At 69.6% G+C, this 21,006-nt stretch carries 19 protein-coding genes and 1 pseudogene; 14 read left to right on the top strand and 6 right to left on the bottom strand.

What is annotated here, in order from left to right; translation table 11 throughout:
- Positions 1-114: 114 nt before the first annotated feature.
- The 7 genes from ACFY1L_RS41775 to ACFY1L_RS41745 all read left to right on the top strand — a co-directional run bounded on the left by ACFY1L_RS41775 (position 115) and on the right by ACFY1L_RS41745 (position 9,005).
- Positions 115-1,437: an ABC transporter substrate-binding protein gene (locus tag ACFY1L_RS41775; protein WP_388837116.1), complete on the top strand. Its 1,323-nt coding sequence runs from the start codon at positions 115-117 to the stop codon at positions 1,435-1,437.
- Between the two features lie 11 nt (positions 1,438-1,448).
- Positions 1,449-2,387 (top strand): carbohydrate ABC transporter permease, encoded by a 939-nt coding sequence (locus ACFY1L_RS41770; RefSeq protein WP_388837113.1) that lies wholly within the window; start codon positions 1,449-1,451, stop codon positions 2,385-2,387.
- Positions 2,387-3,205: a carbohydrate ABC transporter permease gene (locus ACFY1L_RS41765; RefSeq protein WP_388837110.1), complete on the top strand. Its 819-nt coding sequence runs from the start codon at positions 2,387-2,389 to the stop codon at positions 3,203-3,205. The genes ACFY1L_RS41770 and ACFY1L_RS41765 overlap by 1 nt, the downstream gene beginning before the upstream one ends.
- 62 nt (positions 3,206-3,267) lie before the next feature.
- Positions 3,268-5,328 carry a beta-galactosidase gene (locus ACFY1L_RS41760; protein ID WP_388837107.1) on the top strand — a complete coding sequence of 687 codons (2,061 nt, stop codon included), beginning with the start codon at positions 3,268-3,270 and terminating at the stop codon, positions 5,326-5,328.
- 33 nt (positions 5,329-5,361) lie between these two features.
- Positions 5,362-7,383, top strand: a complete 2,022-nt coding sequence (locus ACFY1L_RS41755; RefSeq protein ID WP_388837104.1) for an alpha/beta fold hydrolase — start codon at positions 5,362-5,364, stop codon at positions 7,381-7,383.
- Positions 7,384-7,439: 56 nt separating this feature from the next.
- Positions 7,440-8,495, top strand: coding sequence for a protein kinase family protein (locus ACFY1L_RS41750; RefSeq protein WP_388837102.1), 1,056 nt, complete (start codon positions 7,440-7,442; stop codon positions 8,493-8,495).
- Between the two features lie 27 nt (positions 8,496-8,522).
- Positions 8,523-9,005 carry an enoyl-CoA hydratase/isomerase family protein gene (locus ACFY1L_RS41745; RefSeq protein ID WP_388837099.1) on the top strand — a complete coding sequence of 161 codons (483 nt, stop codon included), beginning with the start codon at positions 8,523-8,525 and terminating at the stop codon, positions 9,003-9,005.
- Positions 9,006-9,021: 16 nt separating this feature from the next.
- Here ACFY1L_RS41745 and ACFY1L_RS41740 read toward each other — a convergent pair whose 3' ends face one another.
- The 5 genes from ACFY1L_RS41740 to ACFY1L_RS41720 are packed head-to-tail and all read right to left on the bottom strand — an operon-like array spanning position 9,022 to position 15,832.
- The gene (locus ACFY1L_RS41740) at positions 9,022-10,773 is read right to left on the bottom strand and encodes an RICIN domain-containing protein (RefSeq protein ID WP_388837096.1); all 1,752 of its coding nucleotides are present in this window, start codon (positions 10,771-10,773) and stop codon (positions 9,022-9,024) included.
- A 55-nt stretch (positions 10,774-10,828) separates the two neighbouring features.
- Complete coding sequence (locus ACFY1L_RS41735) at positions 10,829-11,650, bottom strand: carbohydrate ABC transporter permease (protein ID WP_388837093.1); 822 nt, start codon at positions 11,648-11,650, stop codon at positions 10,829-10,831.
- A complete protein-coding gene (locus tag ACFY1L_RS41730; protein ID WP_388837090.1) occupies positions 11,647-12,618 on the bottom strand; it encodes a carbohydrate ABC transporter permease in 972 nt (323 codons plus the stop codon). Before ACFY1L_RS41730 ends, ACFY1L_RS41735 begins: the two co-directional genes overlap by 4 nt.
- Before the next feature lie 7 nt (positions 12,619-12,625).
- A complete protein-coding gene (locus tag ACFY1L_RS41725; protein WP_388837087.1) occupies positions 12,626-13,873 on the bottom strand; it encodes an extracellular solute-binding protein in 1,248 nt (415 codons plus the stop codon).
- Between the two features lie 39 nt (positions 13,874-13,912).
- Entirely contained in the window at positions 13,913-15,832 is a 1,920-nt protein-coding gene (locus ACFY1L_RS41720; protein WP_388837085.1) for a glycoside hydrolase family 127 protein, read from the bottom strand.
- Between the two features lie 231 nt (positions 15,833-16,063).
- Between ACFY1L_RS41720 and ACFY1L_RS41715 the strand changes: the two genes are divergently transcribed.
- Complete coding sequence (locus ACFY1L_RS41715) at positions 16,064-17,086, top strand: LacI family DNA-binding transcriptional regulator (RefSeq protein WP_388837082.1); 1,023 nt, start codon at positions 16,064-16,066, stop codon at positions 17,084-17,086.
- Between the two features lie 338 nt (positions 17,087-17,424).
- Here ACFY1L_RS41715 and ACFY1L_RS41710 read toward each other — a convergent pair whose 3' ends face one another.
- A complete protein-coding gene (locus ACFY1L_RS41710; protein ID WP_388837079.1) occupies positions 17,425-17,760 on the bottom strand; it encodes a hypothetical protein in 336 nt (111 codons plus the stop codon).
- Between the two features lie 71 nt (positions 17,761-17,831).
- Between ACFY1L_RS41710 and ACFY1L_RS41705 the strand changes: the two are divergent.
- From ACFY1L_RS41705 to ACFY1L_RS41680, 6 genes and pseudogenes are all read left to right on the top strand, one after another.
- Positions 17,832-18,182 (top strand): annotated as a pseudogene (locus tag ACFY1L_RS41705) (transposase); the annotation flags it as partial.
- Positions 18,183-18,236: 54 nt separating this feature from the next.
- Entirely contained in the window at positions 18,237-18,392 is a 156-nt protein-coding gene (locus ACFY1L_RS41700; protein ID WP_388837076.1) for a hypothetical protein, read from the top strand.
- Positions 18,393-18,568: 176 nt separating this feature from the next.
- Positions 18,569-19,153 (top strand): dihydrofolate reductase family protein, encoded by a 585-nt coding sequence (locus tag ACFY1L_RS41695; protein ID WP_388837074.1) that lies wholly within the window; start codon positions 18,569-18,571, stop codon positions 19,151-19,153.
- Complete coding sequence (locus ACFY1L_RS41690) at positions 19,150-19,563, top strand: VOC family protein (RefSeq protein ID WP_388837071.1); 414 nt, start codon at positions 19,150-19,152, stop codon at positions 19,561-19,563. The genes ACFY1L_RS41695 and ACFY1L_RS41690 overlap by 4 nt, the downstream gene beginning before the upstream one ends.
- A 99-nt stretch (positions 19,564-19,662) precedes the next feature.
- The gene (locus ACFY1L_RS41685) at positions 19,663-20,511 is read left to right on the top strand and encodes an alpha/beta hydrolase (protein WP_388837068.1); all 849 of its coding nucleotides are present in this window, start codon (positions 19,663-19,665) and stop codon (positions 20,509-20,511) included.
- Between the two features lie 128 nt (positions 20,512-20,639).
- Positions 20,640-20,858 (top strand): hypothetical protein, encoded by a 219-nt coding sequence (locus tag ACFY1L_RS41680; RefSeq protein WP_388837065.1) that lies wholly within the window; start codon positions 20,640-20,642, stop codon positions 20,856-20,858.
- The last annotated feature ends 148 nt before the right edge of the window (positions 20,859-21,006 follow it).

The following is a 21,006-nucleotide window of genomic DNA, read 5'->3' as shown; positions in this document are numbered from 1 at the left end:
CCGCCCTGCCCGCGTGCGCCGCCCGGGACGGCCGCCGCACGCACTTCCGTAGCCGCACCACGTGAGGAGTCACGTGTGTTTGTCCCAGGACACCCGCCCCCGCCCGGGCGCGCGATGCCCCGCCGCACCCTGCTGCGCAGTGCCCTCGGTCTCGGCGCCGCCGCGGCCCTGACCGCCTGTGGAAGCGAGAGCACCACCGCCCGCACCACCGGCGACGTCACCCTCTCCCTGTGGACCCACGACCCCGGATACGAGGCCTTCTTCCGCAAGGGCATCCCCGAGGCCGACCGGCTCACCGACTTCCGCTATCACCTGGACGTCACCCGCGCCGGTCCTGCCGACCTCGTCACCAAGCTGCTCGCCCAGGCCGTCGCCGGCCGCGGCACACCAGACATGGTCGGCTTCGAGATCGGCAGCTTCCCGCGCATGCTGCGCGGCGACATCGCCCCGCGCCTGCTGCACGACCTCACCCCCGACATCGCCGCCGTACCCGGCCTGAAGGACGACCTGCTGCCCGCCCGCACCGCCCCCTACAGCAAGGACGGCAAGGTCTACGCCCTCGATTCGGACACCCCGATGGTCGTCTACTACTACCGCGACGACCTGTTCACGAAGTGGAACCTCCCTACAGATACGTCGACTTGGGAGGAGTTCGCCGAAGTCGGCGCCCGCGTGCACAAGGACCACGGCGCCTCGCTGTGTGTCGTCTCCACCGTGGGCAGCGACACCGGCCAGGTCGTGCAGTCCTTCCAGATGCTGCTCTACCAGCGCGGCGGCGCCTTCTTCGACACCGACGGGAAGCTGGTGCTCGACTCGCCGGAGGCCGAGGAGGCGCTCCGTTTCCTGTGCCAGGGGCTGCGCACCGGCTTCGTCATCGACATCTCCGACTACTACGGCGCGGCGATGCAGACCGCCCTGAAGACCAACAGGGTCGTCGGCCTGCCCATGGCCATCTGGTACAAGAACTACGGCCTGGTCGCCAACGTGCCCGAGCAGAAGGGGAGATGGCGGGTGCGGGCACTGCCCAGGTTCACGAAGGGCGGCGGCGTGACCGCCGCGCTGGGCGGTACCGGCTTCGGCGTCGTCAAGGACAAGGCCAACACCCGGGCGGCCACCGACTTCCTCCTCAACACGTGGCTCACCCACGAAGGCCAGGTACGCCGCTTCACCGAGACCGGCTACCTGCCCACCCGCCGCTCGGTGTACAAGGACCCCCGCCTCAACGCCACGAAGGACGAATTCTGCGGTGGACAGCGGCTGTTCACCCTCTACCGCTCACTCCTGCCGGACGTCCCGGCCTTCTACCAGAGCCCCGACCAGTCGATCCTCTTCGACGTCCTCGCCGGCAACCTCCTGCGCGCATACCGCGGCGACGTCAGCCCGCGCCAGGCCCTGAAGCAGACCGCCGCCGACTACCGCGACCAGGCCGGACGCTAGGAGGACCTGCCGTGACCACCGCCATCGCGGGCCGGGCCCGCGCCGCCGACGAGCACACGCGCGAGACCGGCACCGCTCACCGCCCCCGCAAGCCCTGGGCGCCGTACCTCTTCGTCTCGCCCTTCTATCTCCTCTACGTCCTGTTCATGCTGCTCCCGGTCGCGGTCTCGCTGTGGCTCAGCCTGACCGAATGGGTCGGCCTGGGCACCCCGCGCTGGGTCGGACTGCGCAACTACCGGCTCCTGGCTACCGACATCAGCTTCCACCGCGCCCTCGGCAACACGGCCGTCTTCGTCCTCGTCGCCGTCTGCGTCGTCGTCCCGCTCGCCCTGCTCATCGCCCAGGCCCTCAACACCCGCGGACTGCGCGCCCGCGACCTGTGGCGCACCGCCTACTTCGTACCGATCGTCGTCTCCCCGATCCTCGTCGCGCTCATCTTCGGCCTGCTCTTCGACCGGCAGTTCGGCCTGATCAACTCGGTGCTGCGCGCCCTGTTCGGCACCGGCGGCGTCGACTGGCTCGGCGACCCCGGCCTGGCCAAGGTGAGCATCGGCCTGGTCATGCTGTGGCGCTGGACCGGCTACCTCACCGTCTTCTTCCTCGCCGGACTCCAGAACGTGCCAAGGGAGTTGTACGAGGCCGCAGCCCTCGACGGCGCAGGACGCATCCGCACCTTCACCACCGTCACCCTCCCGGCGCTGAAGCCGGTGACCGCCTTCGTCGTCGTCACCTCCTTCATCGGCGCGGCCCAGATCTTCGAGGAGCCGTACCTGCTGACCGGCGGCGGCCCGGCCGAATCGACCCTCTCCGTGACGATGTTCATCTACCGCGCCGCCTTCCAGCGCCAGCAGTTCGGCTACGCCGCCGCGGCGGCCGTCGTGCTGTTCGTCCTCGTCTTCGGACTCAGCCAGCTCTTCAACCGTCTCCTCGGCATCGGGAGGGCCACCTGATGATGCGTACCCGCGTGCCTCTCTACGGCGCACTGGTCCTGCTGCTCCTGGCCTTCCTCGCCCCGCTGCTGTGGGCGCTGAGCGGCTCCTTCAAGCCGCGCGGCGACATCTTCGGCTATCCGCCCCGGTTGATCCCCGACCCGTTCACCCTCGACAACTACCAACGCCTGTTTTCCGGGCAGCCGTTCTGGCGCTGGTTCCTGATCAGCACCGTGGTCGCCCTCGTCGCCACCACCGTGTCCGTCTTCGTCTGCGCACTGGCCGGCTACGGCTTCGCCAAGTTCCGCTTCGCGGGCAAGAAGTTGCTGTTCAACGTGATGTTCAGCTCGCTGTCGATCCCGTTCGCGGTGATCCTCGTGCCGCTGTTCGTGATCCTCGTCAAGTCCGGCCTCGGCAGCCCGTGGTTCGCTCTGATCGTGCCGTGGGTGGCGCCCGCGTTCGGGATCTTCATGATGCAGCAGTACATAGTGCAGTCCATCCCGGACTCCGTGCTGGAGGCCGCCAGGATCGACGGGGCGAGCGAGTTCGGGATCTTCCGCACCATCGTGCTGCCCCTGCTGCGGCCCGCCCTCGGCGCGCTCGCCGTGTGGCAGTTCCTGCAGAGCTACAACAGCTTCCTGTGGCCGCTGGTGCTGGTCTCCGACAGCTCCCAGTACACCCTGCCGCTCGGTCTGCAGACCCTGTTCGTGTCGGAACAACGCCAGTACGACCTCGTGCTCGCCGGAGCCGTCATCGCCGTCGTACCCGCCGTCGCCCTCTTCGTCGTCCTGCGCAAACAGCTCCTCGAGGGCCTGTCCACGGGCGCCGTCAAAGGCTGACGGGCCGAGGGCCGCTGACCACTCAACCACCGTCAACCACGTAACCACCGTATTGGAGAAGGATGTTCGAGCTTCCCCGCCGGGTCCTGTTCGGCGCCGCCTACTACCACGAGTACCAGCCCCACGAGCGCCTCAAGGACGACCTCGACCTGATGGCCGAGGCCCGCTTCACCGTGATCAGGGTCGGCGAGTCGGTGTGGTCGACCTGGGAGCCTACGAGCGGTCGCTTCGACCTCGACTGGCTCCAGCCCGTCCTGGACGGCGCCCACGAGCGCGGCATCTCGGTCATCCTCGGGACGCCGACGTACGCCGTACCGCCGTGGCTGGCCCGGCAGTACCCGGAGATCGCGGGGGAGTCGCGCACGGGCGAGCGCATCGGCTGGGGCGCCCGGCAGGAGGTCGACTTCACCCACCCCGCGTTCCGCTTCCACGCCGAGCGGATCATCCGGAAGATCACCGCCCGGTACGCCGACCATCCGGCCGTGATCGGCTTCCAGGTCGACAACGAACCCGGCCTCCATCTCCTGCACAACCACGGCGTGTTCCAGCGCTTCACCGACGAACTGCGCGCACAGTACGGCGACGTCGAAACCCTCAACCGCGCCTGGGGACTGGTGTATTGGTCGCACCGCCTGTCCACCTGGGCCGACCTGTGGACCCCGGACGGCAACGCCCAGCCCCAGTACGACCTGGCCTGGCGCCGCTTCCAGGCACGCCTCGTCACGGAGTTCATCGCCTGGCAGGCCGACATCGTCCGCGAGTACGCCCGCCCCGGCCAGTTCGTCACCACCTGCATCTCCTACGACCGCCCGGCCGTCGAGGACGACAAGCTCACCGGGCACCTCGACGTGACGGCGGGCAACCCCTACTACACGATGCAGGACGCCCTCGCCCTGCCCGACCAGGGCGGCAGCGGCCAGGACTGGACGACCAACGGCACCTGGGCGCTGTACCGCAGCGCCGACCGCATGTACTCCTCCCGCCAGGAGCCCTTCCTGGTGACCGAGACCAACGCCCAGGCCATCAGCTACCCCTGGAACAACCGCCCGGCCTACGACGGCCAGTGGCGCCAGGCCGCCTGGGCGCTGATCTCCCGCGGCGCCTCGATGATCGAGTACTGGCATTGGCACACCCTGCACTACGGCGCCGAGACCTACTGGGGCGGCATCCTCCCGCACAACGGCCGCCCCGGCCGCGTCTACCGTGAACTCGCGGCCTTGGGAGCCGAGTTGGAGCAGGCTGGCGACCTGGTCTCGGCCCTGACCCCGGACGCGGACGTCGCGTTCCTCTACGACGGGCCCAGCAAGTGGGCCCTGCAGGGCCAGCCGCCGCTCGTCGGCCCCGACGGGGGCCCGGACCCGCGCTCGTACGAGAGGATCTTCGACGCCTTCTACCGGGGTGCCTTCGACGCGGGCCTGCAAGCCCGCATCCTTCACCCCGGCCAACTCGCGGACGTCGACCTGCCGCCCGTCCTGGTCGTCCCCGCGTACTACGCCGCCGACAACGAGATTCTCGAGCGCCTCAAGTCCTACGCCGAGCAGGGCGGCCACCTCGTCCTCGGCCCCCGCACCGCCTACGCCGACGAGGAGGCCCGCGCCCGCACCGACGCCCAGCCCGCACGTCTGGCCGTCGCGGCCGCGGTGACGTACGACGAGTTCAGCAATCTCGACGCACCGCTTTCCGTCACCGGTACCGCCGCTCTCGCACTCCCGCCCGAGGCCCGTGCCCTGCACTGGGCGGACGGTCTGCGGCCGCAGGGGGCCGAGGAGTTGGCGGTGTACGAACACCCGCACTTCGGCCGCTGGCCGGCCGTCACCACCCACCCGCACGGCGACGGCCGTATCACCTACGTCGGCACCGTCCCCGACCCCGCCTTCGCCAGGGTCCTGCTCAACTGGGCTGCCCCGACCGGCACTTGGCGCCCCGACGCGCCGAGCGTCACCTCGTCCACGGCCGCCGCGCCGGACGGCCGCCGCGTGCGCTTCCTCCACAACTGGTCCTGGGACGCGGTGTCCGTCCCCGTGCCTGCACCCGTCCGGGACGTACTGTCGGACGCCGTCTACGACGACACCGTCCCCCTGGGTGCCTGGGACGTGAAGGTGCTGGAGGAGGAACGGCCGTAGCCGCCTGGGCCGTTGGTGTGCAGGATGATCGTCATGGACTACGCCCCGAGTGATGTCCCCGCGTTCCATGACCGGCTCATCGCGGAGCCGCGTCCCACGGACCTGGTCCTCGGGCCCGACGGGACCCGGTTGATCCTTTCCGTGGAGACGATCGACGACGAGGGGACGAGGTATGTCCCGACGTTGTGGGAGGTGGACCCGTCCGGCGAGCGAGAGCCCCGCCTCGTGGACGGGTCCGGCCAGGGCGAGTTCGCTCCCGCGTTCGCCGCCGACGGCACGCTGCTGTTCCTCTCCGGCCGCGAGAACGGCACATCCGCAGACGGTAAAGGCGACTCCCGGAGTGTGGCGCTGTGGGCGCTCACCAAGCACGGCAAGGCCGAGCAGATCGCCCAACACCCGGGCGGGATCAGGTCCTTCACCGTCGCCAGGGGCTCGGGCACCGTCGCCTACACCGCCGGTCTGCTGCCCGGCGCCGCCGACGTCGAGACGCACGCCCGGCTTCGCCAAGACCGCGAGAACGCCAAGGTCAACGCGGTCCTGTACGAGGCGAGCCCCGTCCGTGGCGGGGGCGTCGACCTCGGCCCCGACGAACCACACACCTTCGTCCTGCACACCGACGGAGACGTGATCGACGCCGGAAGCCAGGGTCTCGCCGGCAGCGGGGACATGGCCCTCTCGCCGGACGGAACGCTGGTTGTCCACACGCGTGCCGCCACCAGCCGTACCCCGGACACGAACACCGTGGTCATCGCCGACGCCGCCACCGGCGCCGAGCTGCGCACCCTCTCGCGCCCCGGCCACCAGTACTACTGCCCGGTGTTCACCGCCGACGGCTCGCAGCTGATCTGCCAGCGGCAGCGGGAGGAGACGTACGACACGGAGTGGAGCGTCACGTTCGTCGCGTTCGACCTGGCCTCCGGCGAAGAGACCGATCTGCTGCCGGAGTTCGACAACTGGCCGTGGCCTGGGCGCCCGGTCCCCTCGCCGATCCCCGGGGGCGCCACCGTCTTCTTCACCGGGGACGAACAGGGCCACCGCCCCATCTTCCGCCGCGCCGCGGACGGCACGGTCACCCGCCTGACCGCCTACGGCGCCCACTCCGCGCTGTGCGTCTCGCCCGACGGAACCACCCTCTACGCACTGCACTGCACGGTCGACGGCCCGCCCCGAGTGGTCCGGCTGGACACCGCCACGGCCGATCAACACCCCACGCCCCTCAAGACCCCCGGCAACCTCGGCCAACTCCCCGGCACCCTGACCGAGGTGCACACCGAGGCGGACGACGGATTCCCGCTGCGCGCCTGGCTCACCCTGCCCGAGGGCGCCTCGGCCGAGCGCCCCGCGCCGCTGGTCGTCGTCCCGCACGGCGGGCCGCAGGCCTCCTGGAACGCCTGGACCTGGCAGTGGAACCCCTGGGCGTTCGCGGCCCGCGGCTACGCGGTGCTGCTGCCCGACCCGGCCCTGTCCACCGGCTACGGGCAGCGCATGCAGGAACGCGGCCGCGGCCAGTACGCCGGTCAGCCCTACCGTGACGTCCTCGCGCTGACGGACGCGGCACTGGCCCGGGAGGACCTCGACGCCGGCCGGACCGGCCTGGCCGGCTGGTCCTACGGCGGCTATCTGGCCAACCTGACCGCCACCCGCACCGACCGGTTCAAGGCGCTCGTCACGCAGGCCGGCATGTGGAACCTGGAGGCCTTCCACTACGACACGGACATGCACGCCTACTTCCAGAAGATCTTCGGCGACCCGCGGACACGGCGCGAGCGCTACGAGGCCAACTCACCGCACCTCGACGCCGCGAACATGGCGAGGTCGGCAACACCGATGCTGATCGTGCAAGGCGGCAAGGACTACCGGGTCCCGGTGGGCCAGGCCCTGGCGCTCCACAACGACCTGCTGCAACTCGGCGTGCCCGTCAGGTTCCTGTACTTCCCGGACGAGAGCCACGCGATCCAGTCGCCGAACCATTTGCGGATCATGTACGAGACGGTGCTGAACTTCCTCGACCACCATGTCCTCGGACGGGAGTGGAAACGCCCGGCACTGCTCTGAGCCCGCGCCGCTCCGCGCCCCGCACTGCTCCGACCGATCGACCCGGGAGTCCGCCCATGCCCTCGGCAACCGAACCGCCCTGCCCCGCCCGCCTGTCCGCCTACGCCACGGTGAGTTCGGCCCTCGGTCTGCTCAGCGACCGCAGGATCGCCGACGCCGTGGCCGCGGCGCCCGCGCTGGGCTCCGGCATCGGCGGGCGGTCGGCGGAGCTGGAGGTGCAGGGCGTGCGTGTCTTCGTGAAGCGCGTTCCGCTGACGGACCTCGAACTGCGGCCCGAGAATGTGCGGTCGACGGCGAATCTCTTCGACCTGCCGTTGTTCTACCAGTACGGGGTGGGGTCGGCCGGGTTCGGCGCCTGGCGGGAGTTGGCCGCGCACCTCATGGCCAACGGGTGGGTACTGCGGGGCGAGTACGCCGGGTTTCCGTTGCTGTACCACTGGCGGATCCTGCCCGACCGGCCGCCGGCGGGCTTCGTCGACGAACTCGGGGGCGTCGAAGGGGCCGTAGAACACTGGGAGGGATCTGCCGCCGTGCGAGGGCGGTTGGAGGCCATCGGCCGGTCGTCGTCCAGCCTGGTGCTCTTCCTGGAGCACGTGCCGCAGACGCTCGCCGCCTGGCTGGGCGAGAACCGCGACGCGGTCCCGTGGGTCGAGGAGGCCGTGACCCGCGGAGCGGCGTTCATGAGCTCGCGGGGACTGGTCCACTTCGACGCGCACTTCCTCAACCTGCTCACCGACGGCCGCCGGGTGTACTTCGCGGACTTCGGCCTCGCCCTGAGCTCACACTTCGAACTCGCCCCGGAGGAAGCCGACTTCGTCACCGACCACCTCGTCTACGACCGTTCCTACGTCCCGACGCATCTCCTGCGCCACCACCTGGTCAAGCGCACAGCCGAGAACGTCGACCTCCGGACGTTCCTGCGCGACTGGACCGCCGGCCGCCGACCCACCGGCGTACCCCCGCAGACCGCCGAGATCATCGACCGGCACGCCCAAACCGCCCTTGTCTTCGACGACTTCGCCCACCGCCTGCTGACCCACACCAAACGCACACCGTTCCCAGCCGCGGAAGCCCGCGCGGCCCTCAACGGCACGCCTACGCAGCCGAGTTGACCAGATCGCAGCGCCCTGGTCGACGACATGGTCCGCTGCCGCGTCCCCGTCGTCGCCGCCGTCAACGGTTCTGCCGTGGGCCTCGGTTGCAGCCTGGTCGCGCTCAGCGACATCGTCTACATGGCCGAGAACGCCTGTCTCGCCGACCCGCACGTCCAGGTCGGACTGGTCGCGGCCGACGGCGGGCCACTGACCTGGCCCCTGCACACCAGCCTGCTGCTGGCGAAGGAGTACGCCCTGACCGGCGCCCGCATCCCGGCCGAGCAGGCCGTCGCCCCGGGGCTGGCCAACCATGTGGTGGCCGACCCGCTGGCCGAGGCGACGGCCTGCGCGAAACGGATCGCGGGACTGCCGAGACAGGCGGCGGAGAGCACCAAACGCGTTCTGAACATGCACCTGGAACGCGCGGTGCTCGCCACCCTCGACTACGCCACGACCGCCGAGGAACAGTCCTTCCAGACGGACGACTTCCGGGACACCCTCGCCCGGCTCATCGACCGGGAGAAGTGACTCACCGGGAGCTGACTCACCGGGACGTCAGCTTCCACAGGTGGTCCGCCGTGCCGTTGTCGTCCCACTGCAGGACCTGCGCGCCCGACGACGTGCTCATGCCGTCCACGCCGAGGAGCAGACCGCTGTTGTAGTTCGCGATCTTGTAGTAGCCGTCCCGGGCCGGGATGAGCTGCCACAGGTGGTCCGCGGTGCCGTTGTCACCCCAGATCACGGCGGTGCCGCCGTCCGAGGTGCTCATGTTGGTGATGCCGAGCAGCAGTCCGCTCTTCTGGTTGACGATCTTGTAGAGGCCCGAACCGGCGGCCGTCAGGGTCCAGTTCTGGTCGGTGCCCGTGGTGGACGTTGCCTGGACGACCGAAGTGCCCTGTGCGGTGCCCGCGTTCACGGTGTCGAGAGCGAGAGCGCTGTTCTTGTTGGTGATCTGGTAGCGGCCGGCGAGCGAGGTGGAGCTGCCGCTCGGGGTGATCACCAGGTGGTATCCGTCGGAGGCGTTCATCGTCACCGGCACGGTGATGGAGCCGTTGCTGACCGTGTAGTCGGCGTCGGAGATGGTGATCGGGCCGGAAGAGGCCGTGGTGCGGCCGGTGCCCGGGGAGTACTCCAGCTTGACGTGCACCGTGCTGCCGAAGGCCGGCAGGGACGACAGGCCGTTGACGGTGACGGCGCAGGAGCCGGTGCAACCGCCGGCGACGACGCTGATCTGGTTGCCCGCGCTGTTGCGGGACGCGAGGCCGTCGATGCCCGTCTGGGCGGGCGGCGTGGTGACGAGCATGCTGCCGGACATGTCGCCGTACCACTTGTACGTCCAGTACGAGCCGTTGGGTGATCCGCCGGTGTCGACCAGGGTGTCGCCGAGCGTGCCGTAGTGGTTCCAGAAGGCGAGCTCCGCGTCATGGACGCCCGCCCGCTCGAACTTGGCGGCGTAGCCGATGAGGGCCCCCGAGTTGCCCATCTCGTCGGGCGTGCCGTACTCCTCGATGGCGATCGGCCGCGGGCTGATCCCGAGGCTGCTCTCCAGTGCGCGGTAGGCGGAGACGTGCGCGGCGATGTCCTTGCTGCCCTGCAGTTCGTGCCAGGCGATGATGTCCGGCACGGTGCCGCTGGCCTTGGCGTCGGTGAGGAAGGAGCTCATCCAGGACTGGTTCCACGCCGAGTAACTCGGACCCTGGATCGGGGTCGTGGTGTCCTTGGTGCGCACCTCCTTGAAGGTGCGTGCCCAACCCGCGTTGAAGGCACCTGCGTTGGTGGTGTCCCAGGTCCAGTCCGGCTCGTTCCACAGCTCGTACGCGGCGATGTTCGTGGCGCCCGAGGACTGCACGGACGCCACCTGCTTGTCGACCGCCGACAGCCAGTCGCTCCAACTCACCCACTTGTAGGGGAAGTTCGGGTACCAGTCCGGCATGCGTACGACGACCTTGGCGCCGGCCCGTGCCGCCTTCGAGGCCACGACGAGCGCGTCGCCCGCGGGCTTGGGCTCGCCGTTGGGCAGCTGGGAGCCGCCCGGCGCCATCTGCACGAACGTGTTCGGCTTGAGGGCGCCCGTCAGGCTGTCGGACGGGGTGCTCGCGTCGGCGAGGCCGTAGAGGCTGCCGGTCGCGACGTGCGTGACCGGGCGCAGGGTCTGGTTGGCGTTGACGACGAGGGTCGTCGACGAGGTGGGTGCCGCCTGGGCGGGGGCCGCGGTGGCGAGCGCGGCGGCGATGAGGGCGCCCGCGCCGAGGCTCGCGGTGAGGCGGCCGGCTACGGGTGGTCTTGTGCGGCTCATGACAGGGTTCTCCTCACGGAGATAGGGGGTGGGGAGTTGCGTCAATCGAGGGAGGTCAGTCCTTCACGGCGCCCGCGGTCACACCCGCGGCCACGTAGCGCTGTGCGAGGACCAGCAGGACGGCAGCGGGGACGGACGCGACGACGGCGGTGGCCATGATCGCGTTCCACTCCTGGTTGTTGTTGCCGATGTACTTGTAGATGCCGAGGGTGATCGGCCTCAGATCGCCGCCGCCGTCAAGGGTGTTGGCGAAGACGAAGTCGGACCAGGCCCACAGGAAGCTGAACAGCGAGACGGTGACCAGGGCGTTGCGGCTCACCGGCAGCACGACCGACCAGAAGGTGCGGAAGGTGCCCGCCCCGTCGATGCGGGAGGCGGCGATGAGCTCGCCCGGGATGCCCGACATGAACGCCGTGAAGATCATCACGCCGAACGGCACGGCGATCGTGGAGTCCGCGATGATCAGACCCCACCAGGAGTTGAGCAGCCCGAGGTCGAGGAAGATGCCGTAGAAGCCCATGGCCATGACGATCCCGGGGATCATCTGCGCGATCAGCAGGCCGAGGCCCAGCGCGCCGCCGCCGCGCGGGCGGAGTTTCGCCAGCGAGTAGCCGGCCGGGGCGGCGAGGACGAGGGTGAGGGCGACCGTGCCGAGGCCGATCAGCAGGCTCGTGCCGAGATACGGCAACTGGTCGTCCAGGACGGCCCGGTAGCCCTCGAAGGTGGGGTGCAGCGGGAGCAGGTCTGGCGGGTCCTTGCGCATGTCCTGCTGCGGGGTGAGGGACACGTTCAGCATCCAGTACACCGGGAACAGCATCAGCGCGGTCAGGACGAGCCCGACGACCGTGTAACGGCCTTTCGCCGTACGGGACTTCACGCTTCCTGCCTCCTCTGGACGCGGATGTACAGCAGCCCGAAGACGAGCGCGATGAGGATGAGGATGTTGCCGACCGCGGCCCCGGGGCCGAACTTGGGCAGCAGCGTGCCGAAGCCCAGCTGGTACGACCAGGTCGCCAGGGTCGACGAGGCGTCGCCCGGGCCGCCCTTGGTCATGATCCAGATCAGGTCGAACACCTTGAGTGTGTAGACGAGCCCGAGCAGCAGGGTGATTGCGGACACCGGGCGCAGCAGCGGGAAGGTGATCCGGCGGAACTGCTGCCAGGCACTCGCCCCGTCCAGTGAGGCCGCCTCGTACAGCTCGGCCGGGATGTTCTGCAGGCCGCTGTAGAGGATGACCAGGTTGAACGGGATGCCGATCCAGATGTTCGCGACGATCACCGACGTCAGCGCCCAATCCGGCGAGGTGAGCCAGCCGACCGGGTCGACGCCGAAGAAGTGCAGGAAGTAATTCACCACTCCCGACTCGCTGTTGAACATCCACGACCACGTCGACGCCGACACGATCAGCGGCAGCAGCCACGGGATCAGGAACAGTGCGCGCAGGGTGGGCGCGAGCCGGAAGTGCCGGTTGAAGAAGACCGCGAGGGCGAGCCCGATGACGTACTGGAAGGCGATCGACACGAAGGTGAAGACCATCGTGTGCCGCATCGCCGGGCCGAACGTCGGGTCGTCCAGGACGGTACGGAAGTTCTCCCAGCCGGAGAACGGTGCATCCCCCGCCACGAACGACCGGACGGTGTAGTCGCGCAGACTCAGGTCGAGGTTGCGGTAGAGCGGATAGACGTAGAAGGCGGCGAGGTAGGCGAGCAGGGGCGTGACGAAGGCGAGCGCGGTGAGGCGGCTCCTGCGCCGGTGCCGGCGGCGCAGGGACAGAGTGTCGGAGCCGCTCGCCCCCGCCGCGGCGGCCGGTGCGCGCCGCGGACGGTCGACCCGGGCGATGGTCATGCCGGACCTAGCCCTTCTGCGCGCTCGACTGGGCGGTGTCCAGCGCGTCCTGCGGGCTCTTGCTGCCCGACAGCGCGGCCTGGACGGCGGTCCACATCGGCTGGGAGATGGTCGGGTACTTGGTGCCCAGACCGCCGCTGGTACGGCCGCGGGCCGCCGCGACCGCGGACACCCACGGCTTGAGCTTCGGGTTCTGCTTCACCTGCTCGGCCTGCACGGCGGCCGTGGGAGCGACGTACTGCAGGGTCGTGTCGGTGGGCAGCAGATTCGCGTCGCTGGTCAGACACGTGACGATCTTCTTGCTGACGTCATAGCGGCCGGTGTCCTTCTGCACGGGCACGGTCACGAACTCGCCGCCCGTCGGCACCGGCGCCGAACCGCCGCGCTGCCCGGGGACGTTGATGATGCCGTAGTCGAATCCGGCCTTGTCCGCGTTCCCGAGCTGCCAGGTGCCGTTCTCGCCGAACGCGTAGTCGCCGGTGGCGAACTCCTGCCAGCTGGTGGTCTGCGTGTTCTGCAGGACGTCCTTGGGCGCGTAGCCCTCGTCCACCCACTGCTTCCAGAGGGTGAGAGCCGCAACTCCCTTGGCCGAGTTGAGCTTTGTGAGGTCACCGCCCGCACCCCAGAACCAGGGCAGGAACTGGAAGCTGCCCTCCTCCGTGTTGATCGCCGAGAACGTGATTCCCTTCTTCCCGGCCGACTTGACCTTCTTCAGCGCGGCGGTAAGGGAGTTCCAGTCCTTGATGGAGGCCGGGTCGACGCCGGCCGCGGAAAGGACCTTCTTGTTGTAGTAGAGCGCGAGGGTGTTGGCCCCGATCGGCACCCCGTACGCCGCGTCGTCGATGGTGCCCGCGCCGATGATGTTCTTCTGGATCGACTTCGTGTCCAGGCCCAGGTCGCTGGTCTTGTTGAGGATCCCGGCCTCCACCAGTGTGGAGACGACCGGGTTGTCCACCAGCATCACGTCGGGCGCGTTGCCCTGCTGGGCGGCCAGCAGCGCCTTGTTGCCCAGGTCGGTGGTGTCGTACGGGGTGCGCTTGAGCTTCACCCCGGCCTTGGTCCCGCAGCCGGTCACCAGCTTGCCCCACGCCGAGGAGGCGTCGAACTGGGGGTACGGGTCCCAGAAGGTGTACGTCCCCCCGGACCCGCCGGAGGAGGAGTCCGAGGAGCCGGAGCCGCCACCGCAGGCGGTGAGGGAGGCGAGCGTGCCGACCGCGGCGAGTGCGGCGATGAGGGTACGGCGGGTGGGTATCACGGGGTGACCTCGTTGTCGTAGGGCAGTGCTGAGGGTGTGTCAGGAGGTGGGCAGCCAGACGCGCATGGAGCCGTCCTGCCGGTTCGCCCAGGCGTAGTAGGGGATCGCGGTGAGCTCGACGGCCTCGCCGCCGGTGGGGGCTTCGGGGGTGTCGGCGCTCCGGTACGGCCACCAGCCCGTGTCCGGGATGCTGCGGCGCCGTCCGGCCGCGACGACCGTGGTGACCCCGCCTAGCAGGTCGGGGCGGTGCTTCACGGCGAGCGGGCGGGTGGTGTCCAGGACGATGTCGTCGAGACCGCCGCCGGGGTGGTCGACCTGCTCCAGGCAGTACACGAGCGGCCCGCGCTCGATCACCGCACACCCGCGCACGGCGTCCACACGCGGGTCGCCGGCGGTCAGCCGGGGTTCGAGGGCGAGCTCCAGGACGACACGGTCGCCGGGCGCCCAGGTCCGCTCCAGCCGCAGCCAGCCGTCCTCGACGGGGGAGTCGTACGTCTGCTCCCCGCAGCGCACCCGGAACTCGCGGCACCACGCGGGGATGCGCAGGGAGAGAGTCCAGGGCCGGTCGGCCGGGGTCTCCTCGACGGTGAGGGCGATCGAGCCGTGCCAGGGGTAGTCGGTCTCGGCGCGCACGGCGATCGGGCCGGCGGTGTAGCGGCCGGTGACGTACTGGTGGATCTGCAGCCCGCCGTCGTCGCCGGTGGCGAGGTAGTGCTCCAGGCCGGCCAGCAGCCGCATCACGTTCGGCGGGCAGCAGGCGCAGCGGAACCAGCGGGTGCGGCGGGCCGACTGGTCGCCGCCGGGGTCGGTGTGGCCGTCGCGGACCTGGAGCGGGTTGACGTACAGCCAGCGCTCGCCGTCCAGCGACACCCCGGCAAGGAAGCCATTGAAGAGGGTGCGTTCGATCAGGTCGGAGTAGCGGGCCTCGCCGGTGAGCAGGGCCATGCGCCAGCTCCACTGGATCGACGCGATGGCCGCGCAGGTCTCGCAGTAGGCACGTTCGTTGGGCAGTTCGTACGGGTCGCCGAAGTCCTCCCAGTCGTGGTGCGCGCCGAGGCCGCCGGTGACATGGGTCTTGGTGGTGGTCATCGCGCGCCACAACCGCTCGGCGGCGGAGCGCAGTTCGGCCTCCCCGGTCTCGGTGGCGAGGTCCGCTGCGGCGGCCAGCAGATACAACTGCCGTACGGCATGGCCCTCGACGTTGGTCGCCTCGCGCACCGGCACCCGGTCCTGGCAGTAGGCCTCGCCGCCTAGCAGTCCGTGGCCGTGGCGGTCGACGAAGTAGCCGGCCAGGTCGAGATAACGGCGTTCTGCCGTCTCCCGGTACAGCTCGACCAGCGCGGTCTCGACCTCGGGATGCCCGTCGATGCCGTCGATCTCCTTGCCGCTGCCGGGCGGGCCGAAGACCGAGTCGATGTGGTCGGCGAACTTCCGGGCCACATCCAGGAGTTGGGTGCGGCCGGTGGCCCGGTGGTGGGCGACGGCCGCCTGGATCAGATGGCCCGCGCAGTACAGCTCGTGGCCCCAGCGCAGGTCCTGGTAGCGCTCGCCGCCCTTGACCAGCTGGAACCAGGTGTTGAGATAGCCGTCCGGCTGCTGCGCGGCGGCGACCAGGGAAATGATCCTCTCGACCTCGGACTCCAGCTCGCCCGACGGGCCCTGGGCCAGCTGCCAGGCCGCGGCCTCCAGCCACTTGTAGACGTCCGTGTCCACGAACGGGTACGCGCCCTGGAACTCGCCCTCGACGAGCCCCGCCGCCAGTTGCAGATTGTGCAAGTTGCCCGCGGACTCCAGCAGTTGGGGGCCCTGCGGGATGGAGGTGCGCGCATTGACCTCGCGGCGGGTGTGCCAGAAGCCGTCGCCCACCTCGGCGCCGGCGGGGCGCAGGGCGGCGTGCGCGTCGGGGCCGAGACGGACCGGGCCGATGGGGGAGGGCTGGGTGGAGGGGGTGTGCGGCATGGCTCTCCGGGAGGTGGAAGGCGGGGCGTGACGGTGATGCGAAAACGACGAATGAGCAACAAGATGAGCAACCGTTTTCCTCGCCGCAAAGTAGAGGGGAAACGGGGAATCGCGGTCAAGAGTGCTGCGTAAGATTTCTCTAGTTGCTCAAGGGCTGGTGCTCGGCGCAGCCGCCTGCGACCATGGACGGAGCCGACCCGTCGAACGCCACGACTGAGAAAAGGATTGCCCGTGACCGAAGCTGCTCCGCGATCCCCCTCCGCCGGCCGGGCCAAGCTCGCCGATGTCGCCGCACTCGCCGGCGTCAGCGTGGGCACGGCCTCCAAGGCGCTCAGCGGCAGCGGCCGGATGCGCCCGGAGACCCGGCAGCGGGTCCTGGACGCCGTGGAGACGCTCGGCTTCCGGCCCAACCAGCACGCGCAGAGCCTGCACACCGGCCGCAGCTGGACGGTCGGGCTGATGACGACGGACGGCATCGGCCGTTTCAGCACGCCCGTGCTGCTGGGCGCCGAGGACGCGCTCGGCGCCGGGAAGATCTCGGTGCTGCTGTGCGACACCCGCGGCGACACGATCCGAGAGCAGCACCACCTGCGCAACCTCATGGACCGGCGCGTGGACGGCATCATCGTCACCGGCCGCCGCACGGACCCGCGCCCGCCCCTGAAGGGCCTCGACGGGATCCCCGTGGTCTACGCGCTCTCCCCGTCCACCGACCCGTCCGACACCTCGGTGGTCTCCGACGACCGGGGCGGCGCCCACCTCGCCGTCGAACACCTGCTGGCGACTGGCCGCACCCGGGTCGCCCATGTCACCGGCCCCGAACACCACGCGGCCGCCCGCGACCGCGCCCGCCACGCGGTCGACCTGCTGGAGCGCTCCTCGCTCCAACTCGCCACCGGGCGCGTCCACTTCGGGGAGTGGAGCGAGGCCTGGGGACGCCGCGCCGTCGACGCGGTACTGCGCACGGCGCCCGACACGGACGCCTTCTTCTGCGGCAACGACCAGATCGCCCGCGGCGTGGCCGACGCACTGCGCGAACGGGGCCTGGACGTGCCCGGCCGGATCGCCGTCGTCGGCTACGACAACTGGGACACCATGGCCCTGGCCTGCCGCCCGCCCCTGACGACGATCGACATGGACCTCACCGAGATCGGGCGGATCGCTGCGCTGCAGCTGCTGGAGGCGATCGACTCGGGGCCGGTGGCGGGGGTGCACACGGTGCCGTGCCGGCTGGTGGTGCGGGAGTCCACGTGAGGCGGCACTCCATCGAGGCTCGGCGCCCGGTGGAGCTCACTTGGGTGGAAAGCGCAGTGTCCCGTCGAGACGGATGATCTCGCCGTTGAGATGGTCGTTCTCGCAGATGTGCTGGACGAGGGCGGCGTACTCGGGGGACCGGCCCATCCGCCTGGGGTGCGGGACCTGCGGCCCTCAGTACGCGTCGAGTTGGTCACCCGCCTCGCCGTAGGCGGGCGTGAGGAATGTGCCGGGCGCGATGGTGACGGCGCGGATGCCGAGGGGGGGAGAGGTCGCGCGCGGCCACCAGGGTCATGCCACCGATTGCTGGGGCTGCGGTACTTCGCTGCGGTACCGCATCACAGATCCACTCGGTACTCCGTCTGGCGGCTCCCCGGGCGCAGCACGACGTACGCCGGCCTGAACGGCAGTCTGCGAAGGGTCGGCTCCATGACCTTGAAGAGCGCATCGGCGTCCGCCCCGTAGGCGTACAGCACGGCCTTCCCTCCACCGAACTCGTTCCCGTCGACCTCACCGACCCCCGCCGCTTCGACTGCGGCAGTCATGGCCCGCTCGGCGTCGAAGATCACTGCACGTTCGGCAGGCGAGCCGTACTGGTCGTCCCCCAGTCGATAGTGGGCGATGACGGCTTGTTCCGGTGCCTGCGGTTCGGGGAGATCGAAGAGCGTGTCCATGGGCGCACCATCTCACCCGCCTCTGACAACACGATCCGTGGTGAGCCTCCCGACCCACCGACGCTGACGGCACCAAGGAGCTGATCGCCATGAGCGACGGCCACCGCGAATCCGCCGACTCGTGGGCGGATCTCCTGCGTGACTGCGCCCGCCGCGGCATGCGCGCGCTCCCGTCCTTGTGGTCGGTGACGGCGCACTCGGCTTCTGGCAGGCCCCTGGCCGAGGTGTTCCCCGAAACCCGCCATCAAAGGTGCTGGGTTCATAAGATTGGCAATGTTGCGAACGCCCTGCCGAAGTCCGCCCAGCCCGGGGGCGAAGTTCCCCAAGGCCGTCAAGAAGATCACCGACGACGTGGACGAGCTGATGGCCTACGACCTCCCCGCCGGGCACTGGACTCACTTGCGCACCACGAACCCGATTGAGTCGACCTTCGCCACTGTCCGGCTGCGTACCAAGGTCCCCCGGGGCGCCGTCGCGTGGCCGCCGCCCCGGCCATGGGCTTCAGGCTCGTCGAGTCCGCCCAGCAGCGGTGGCGGGCCGTGAACGCACCCCACCTCGTCGCCCTGGTCCGTGCCGGAGCCCGCTTCGAGCGCGGCCACTTCGTCGGACGCTCCGAGAGTCACGCGGCCTGAACGACCGCTTTTGATCCACGGGGCGTGACTCCTGCCTCCTCAGCCCGGCAGCAGGCAGGTCGGCGCGTCGGACCGATGAGTTTGCCGGTTGCCTGAAGTCTTCGTTGTGACAAGCCCGCCCTGTCGGCGGATCAGGAAACGCCGGATCCCGGTGTCACGGAGGAGAGATGGCCAGGATGAACAACCCGATTCGGCTGTACATGTCGATGTCGCTCGATGGCTATATCGCCGGACCGGACGATCGGCCAGGGCAGGAGCTCGGACGTGACGGTGGACGGCTCTTCAACTGGCTCGACGACCGGGAGTCCGACGGTCCGAGTGGCCAGGTCTACCGCGAAGCGCTGGCGACCGGAGCGGTGATCTCCGGCCGTCGGACTTTCGAACTCGCCGGGCGCTGGCAGGGCGATCACCACGACGGCGTGCCGATCTTCGTCCTCACCCACCAGGTGGATGACGGGGACGTGCCACCCGGCCACGCGCGTTTCGTCACCGATGTCGAGGACTGCGCCCGTCAGGCTCGCGCAGCCGCGGGGGACCGGCCGGTCATGGTCCATGGAGCGGGGGCGGCCCAAGCACTTCTCCGAGCCGGACAGGTGGACGAGATGGAGATCCACCTGGTTCCGGTCCTCCTCGGGGACGGTCGACGGCTGTTCGACCACCTGGGTAGCGATCACATCGAACTCGACCTCGTCCGACGGCTCGAGGACCGAGACGTCACGCATCTCCGCTACCGGGTGCATCGACCCGAGGAGGCCGCGTGAAGACGCTCTTCGTCGGCTACCGCGTCACCGACCTGGACCGCTCGCTCGGTTTCTACGCCGCTTTGGGCTACGCCGAACTGGGCAGGGTCGAGGCCGGTGACGGGGCTCGCCTCGTGATCCTCAAGTTCCCCGACGAACCGGCGGCCTCGCTCGAACTGGTCCACCGCCCCGGCGACGGACCGGTGGACGTGGGCAGCGGTTTCGACCACCTCGCGATCCAGGTGGAGAGGCTTGCCACCACCATGGAGACGCTGACCGAAGCCGGCCTGAGGCCCGAACCCCTCCAGTACCCGGGCGGCCCTCACGGCCCGAAGACGTCGTGGCTCACCGACCCGGATGGTTACCGGATCGAGTTGGTGGAGTGGCCGTCCGGACATCCCGACGGCATCACAGCAGCAGACTTCGCCTGAGGCGGCCACGGTCTGCGGAGCGACGAAGCAACAAGCTCGCCGGGCGACGGACCCTAAACCCCTTTGAGGCAGGTCCCGATCCGTCCTAGGTTGGCCCGCGTGACGATCGAGGTGCCCTACCAGCCGCTTCCGATTCACCAGTCGGACGTTCGCTACGCCCACGGCCCCGACTCTGCTGCACAGCCCGGCGTGCCCTCTGGCGAGACGATCGAGTTCGACTGGAACGACAGCGCGATCTACCCCGGCACGTCCCGCAAGTTCTGGGTCCACGTACCGGCGAGTTACAACCCTGCCGAACCAGCGTCGCTCATGGTGTTCCAGGACGGATGGTGGTACCTCGACCCCGCGGGTGAGGTCCGCGGCGCGATCGTCCTGGACAACCTCATGCACCGGGGGGACATCCCGGTCACCATCGGGGTGTTCGTCGACCCCGGCATCTTCCCCGACGCCGAGGATCCGAAGAACCGCAACACCGAGTACGACGCGTTCGACGATCGGTACGCCAGCTTCCTCCTGAACGAGATCATCCCTGAGGTCAGCAGGCACTACTCGATCGCCGAGGACCCCGATCAGTGGGGCATCTGCGGTGGCAGCAGCGGCGGAAACTGCGCCTTCACCGCGGCCTGGCTGCGCCCCGACAAGTTCCGCCGGGTCACCGCGTTCCTGTCCAGCTTCACGCAGATGCCCGGCGGCAACCCCTACCCCGACCTCATTCCCCACACCCCCAGCAAGCCACTGCGCATCTTCCTCCAAGCGGGCCATCGCGACCTGCACTGGAACGAGCCCGAGTGGAACTGGCTCGCCAACAACCTGCGCGTCGCGGCCGCGCTCGCGGAAGCCGGCTACGACTTCCGCCTGGTCCTGGGCGACGGCGGCCACAGCCCCAACCACGGCGGCGTCCTGCTCCCCGATGCCCTCCGCTGGTTGTGGCGATCCGACGAGGGCTGAGCGCCGCCAGGCGTTGATCAACAACCCTGAGCACCAGAGCGTCCAACTGAAGCACTAAGTCACAACACCACAGCCGAGCTCCTCCGCCTCGATGGACTCGTAAATCGAACACGTGCTTGAATTTGAGCATGCGATCGTTTCCCGCCGACCTCGCCCGGGCGCAGCAGGAGTGGAGCGCCACCTACCGGCAGCTTGCGGAGCAGCCCGGCCGTACCGAGCTGCGCCGGCGCTTGTACCGACTGTCGGATCGGCTGTTCTTCCACCCCTACTGGCAGCAACGGCGGCCAAGTGCCGCGGAGTGGTGGGCACTGCGCGAGCTTGGACGGTCTGACCGGGACGTGAGGTGAGTGGCTTCATCAACGGATCTACCTGCGTCTTCAACGCAACGTGCGCTGCCGTCCGATGGTGTCCCTCGTCGTGGTGTACGGGATCAGCGGCTGGGAGTGCGCGGGCGTCTGCCCGGGGCGCACTTCCACGGGTGCGGACCGCTCCCTG

Origin of the sequence: Streptomyces sp. NPDC001663, assembly GCF_042893105.1 — a bacterium.
Classification (GTDB): domain Bacteria; phylum Actinomycetota; class Actinomycetes; order Streptomycetales; family Streptomycetaceae; genus Streptomyces.
The sequence above is the reverse complement of the archived record's forward strand: the minus strand, read 5'-3'. Positions and strand labels throughout refer to the sequence as shown.

Coding starts and splice junctions, on each gene's coding strand:
- ACFY1L_RS41730 (WP_388837090.1), bottom strand. CDS start 12,618: ATGACCATCGCCCGGGTCGACCGTCCGCGGCGCGCACCGGCCGCCGCG.
- ACFY1L_RS41760 (WP_388837107.1), top strand. CDS start 3,268: ATGTTCGAGCTTCCCCGCCGGGTCCTGTTCGGCGCCGCCTACTACCAC.
- ACFY1L_RS41745 (WP_388837099.1), top strand. CDS start 8,523: ATGGTCCGCTGCCGCGTCCCCGTCGTCGCCGCCGTCAACGGTTCTGCC.
- ACFY1L_RS41720 (WP_388837085.1), bottom strand. CDS start 15,832: ATGCCGCACACCCCCTCCACCCAGCCCTCCCCCATCGGCCCGGTCCGT.
- ACFY1L_RS41680 (WP_388837065.1), top strand. CDS start 20,640: ATGCGATCGTTTCCCGCCGACCTCGCCCGGGCGCAGCAGGAGTGGAGC.
- ACFY1L_RS41755 (WP_388837104.1), top strand. CDS start 5,362: ATGGACTACGCCCCGAGTGATGTCCCCGCGTTCCATGACCGGCTCATC.
- ACFY1L_RS41750 (WP_388837102.1), top strand. CDS start 7,440: ATGCCCTCGGCAACCGAACCGCCCTGCCCCGCCCGCCTGTCCGCCTAC.
- ACFY1L_RS41775 (WP_388837116.1), top strand. CDS start 115: ATGCCCCGCCGCACCCTGCTGCGCAGTGCCCTCGGTCTCGGCGCCGCC.
- ACFY1L_RS41740 (WP_388837096.1), bottom strand. CDS start 10,773: ATGAGCCGCACAAGACCACCCGTAGCCGGCCGCCTCACCGCGAGCCTC.
- ACFY1L_RS41765 (WP_388837110.1), top strand. CDS start 2,387: ATGATGCGTACCCGCGTGCCTCTCTACGGCGCACTGGTCCTGCTGCTC.
- ACFY1L_RS41710 (WP_388837079.1), bottom strand. CDS start 17,760: ATGGACACGCTCTTCGATCTCCCCGAACCGCAGGCACCGGAACAAGCC.
- ACFY1L_RS41695 (WP_388837074.1), top strand. CDS start 18,569: ATGAACAACCCGATTCGGCTGTACATGTCGATGTCGCTCGATGGCTAT.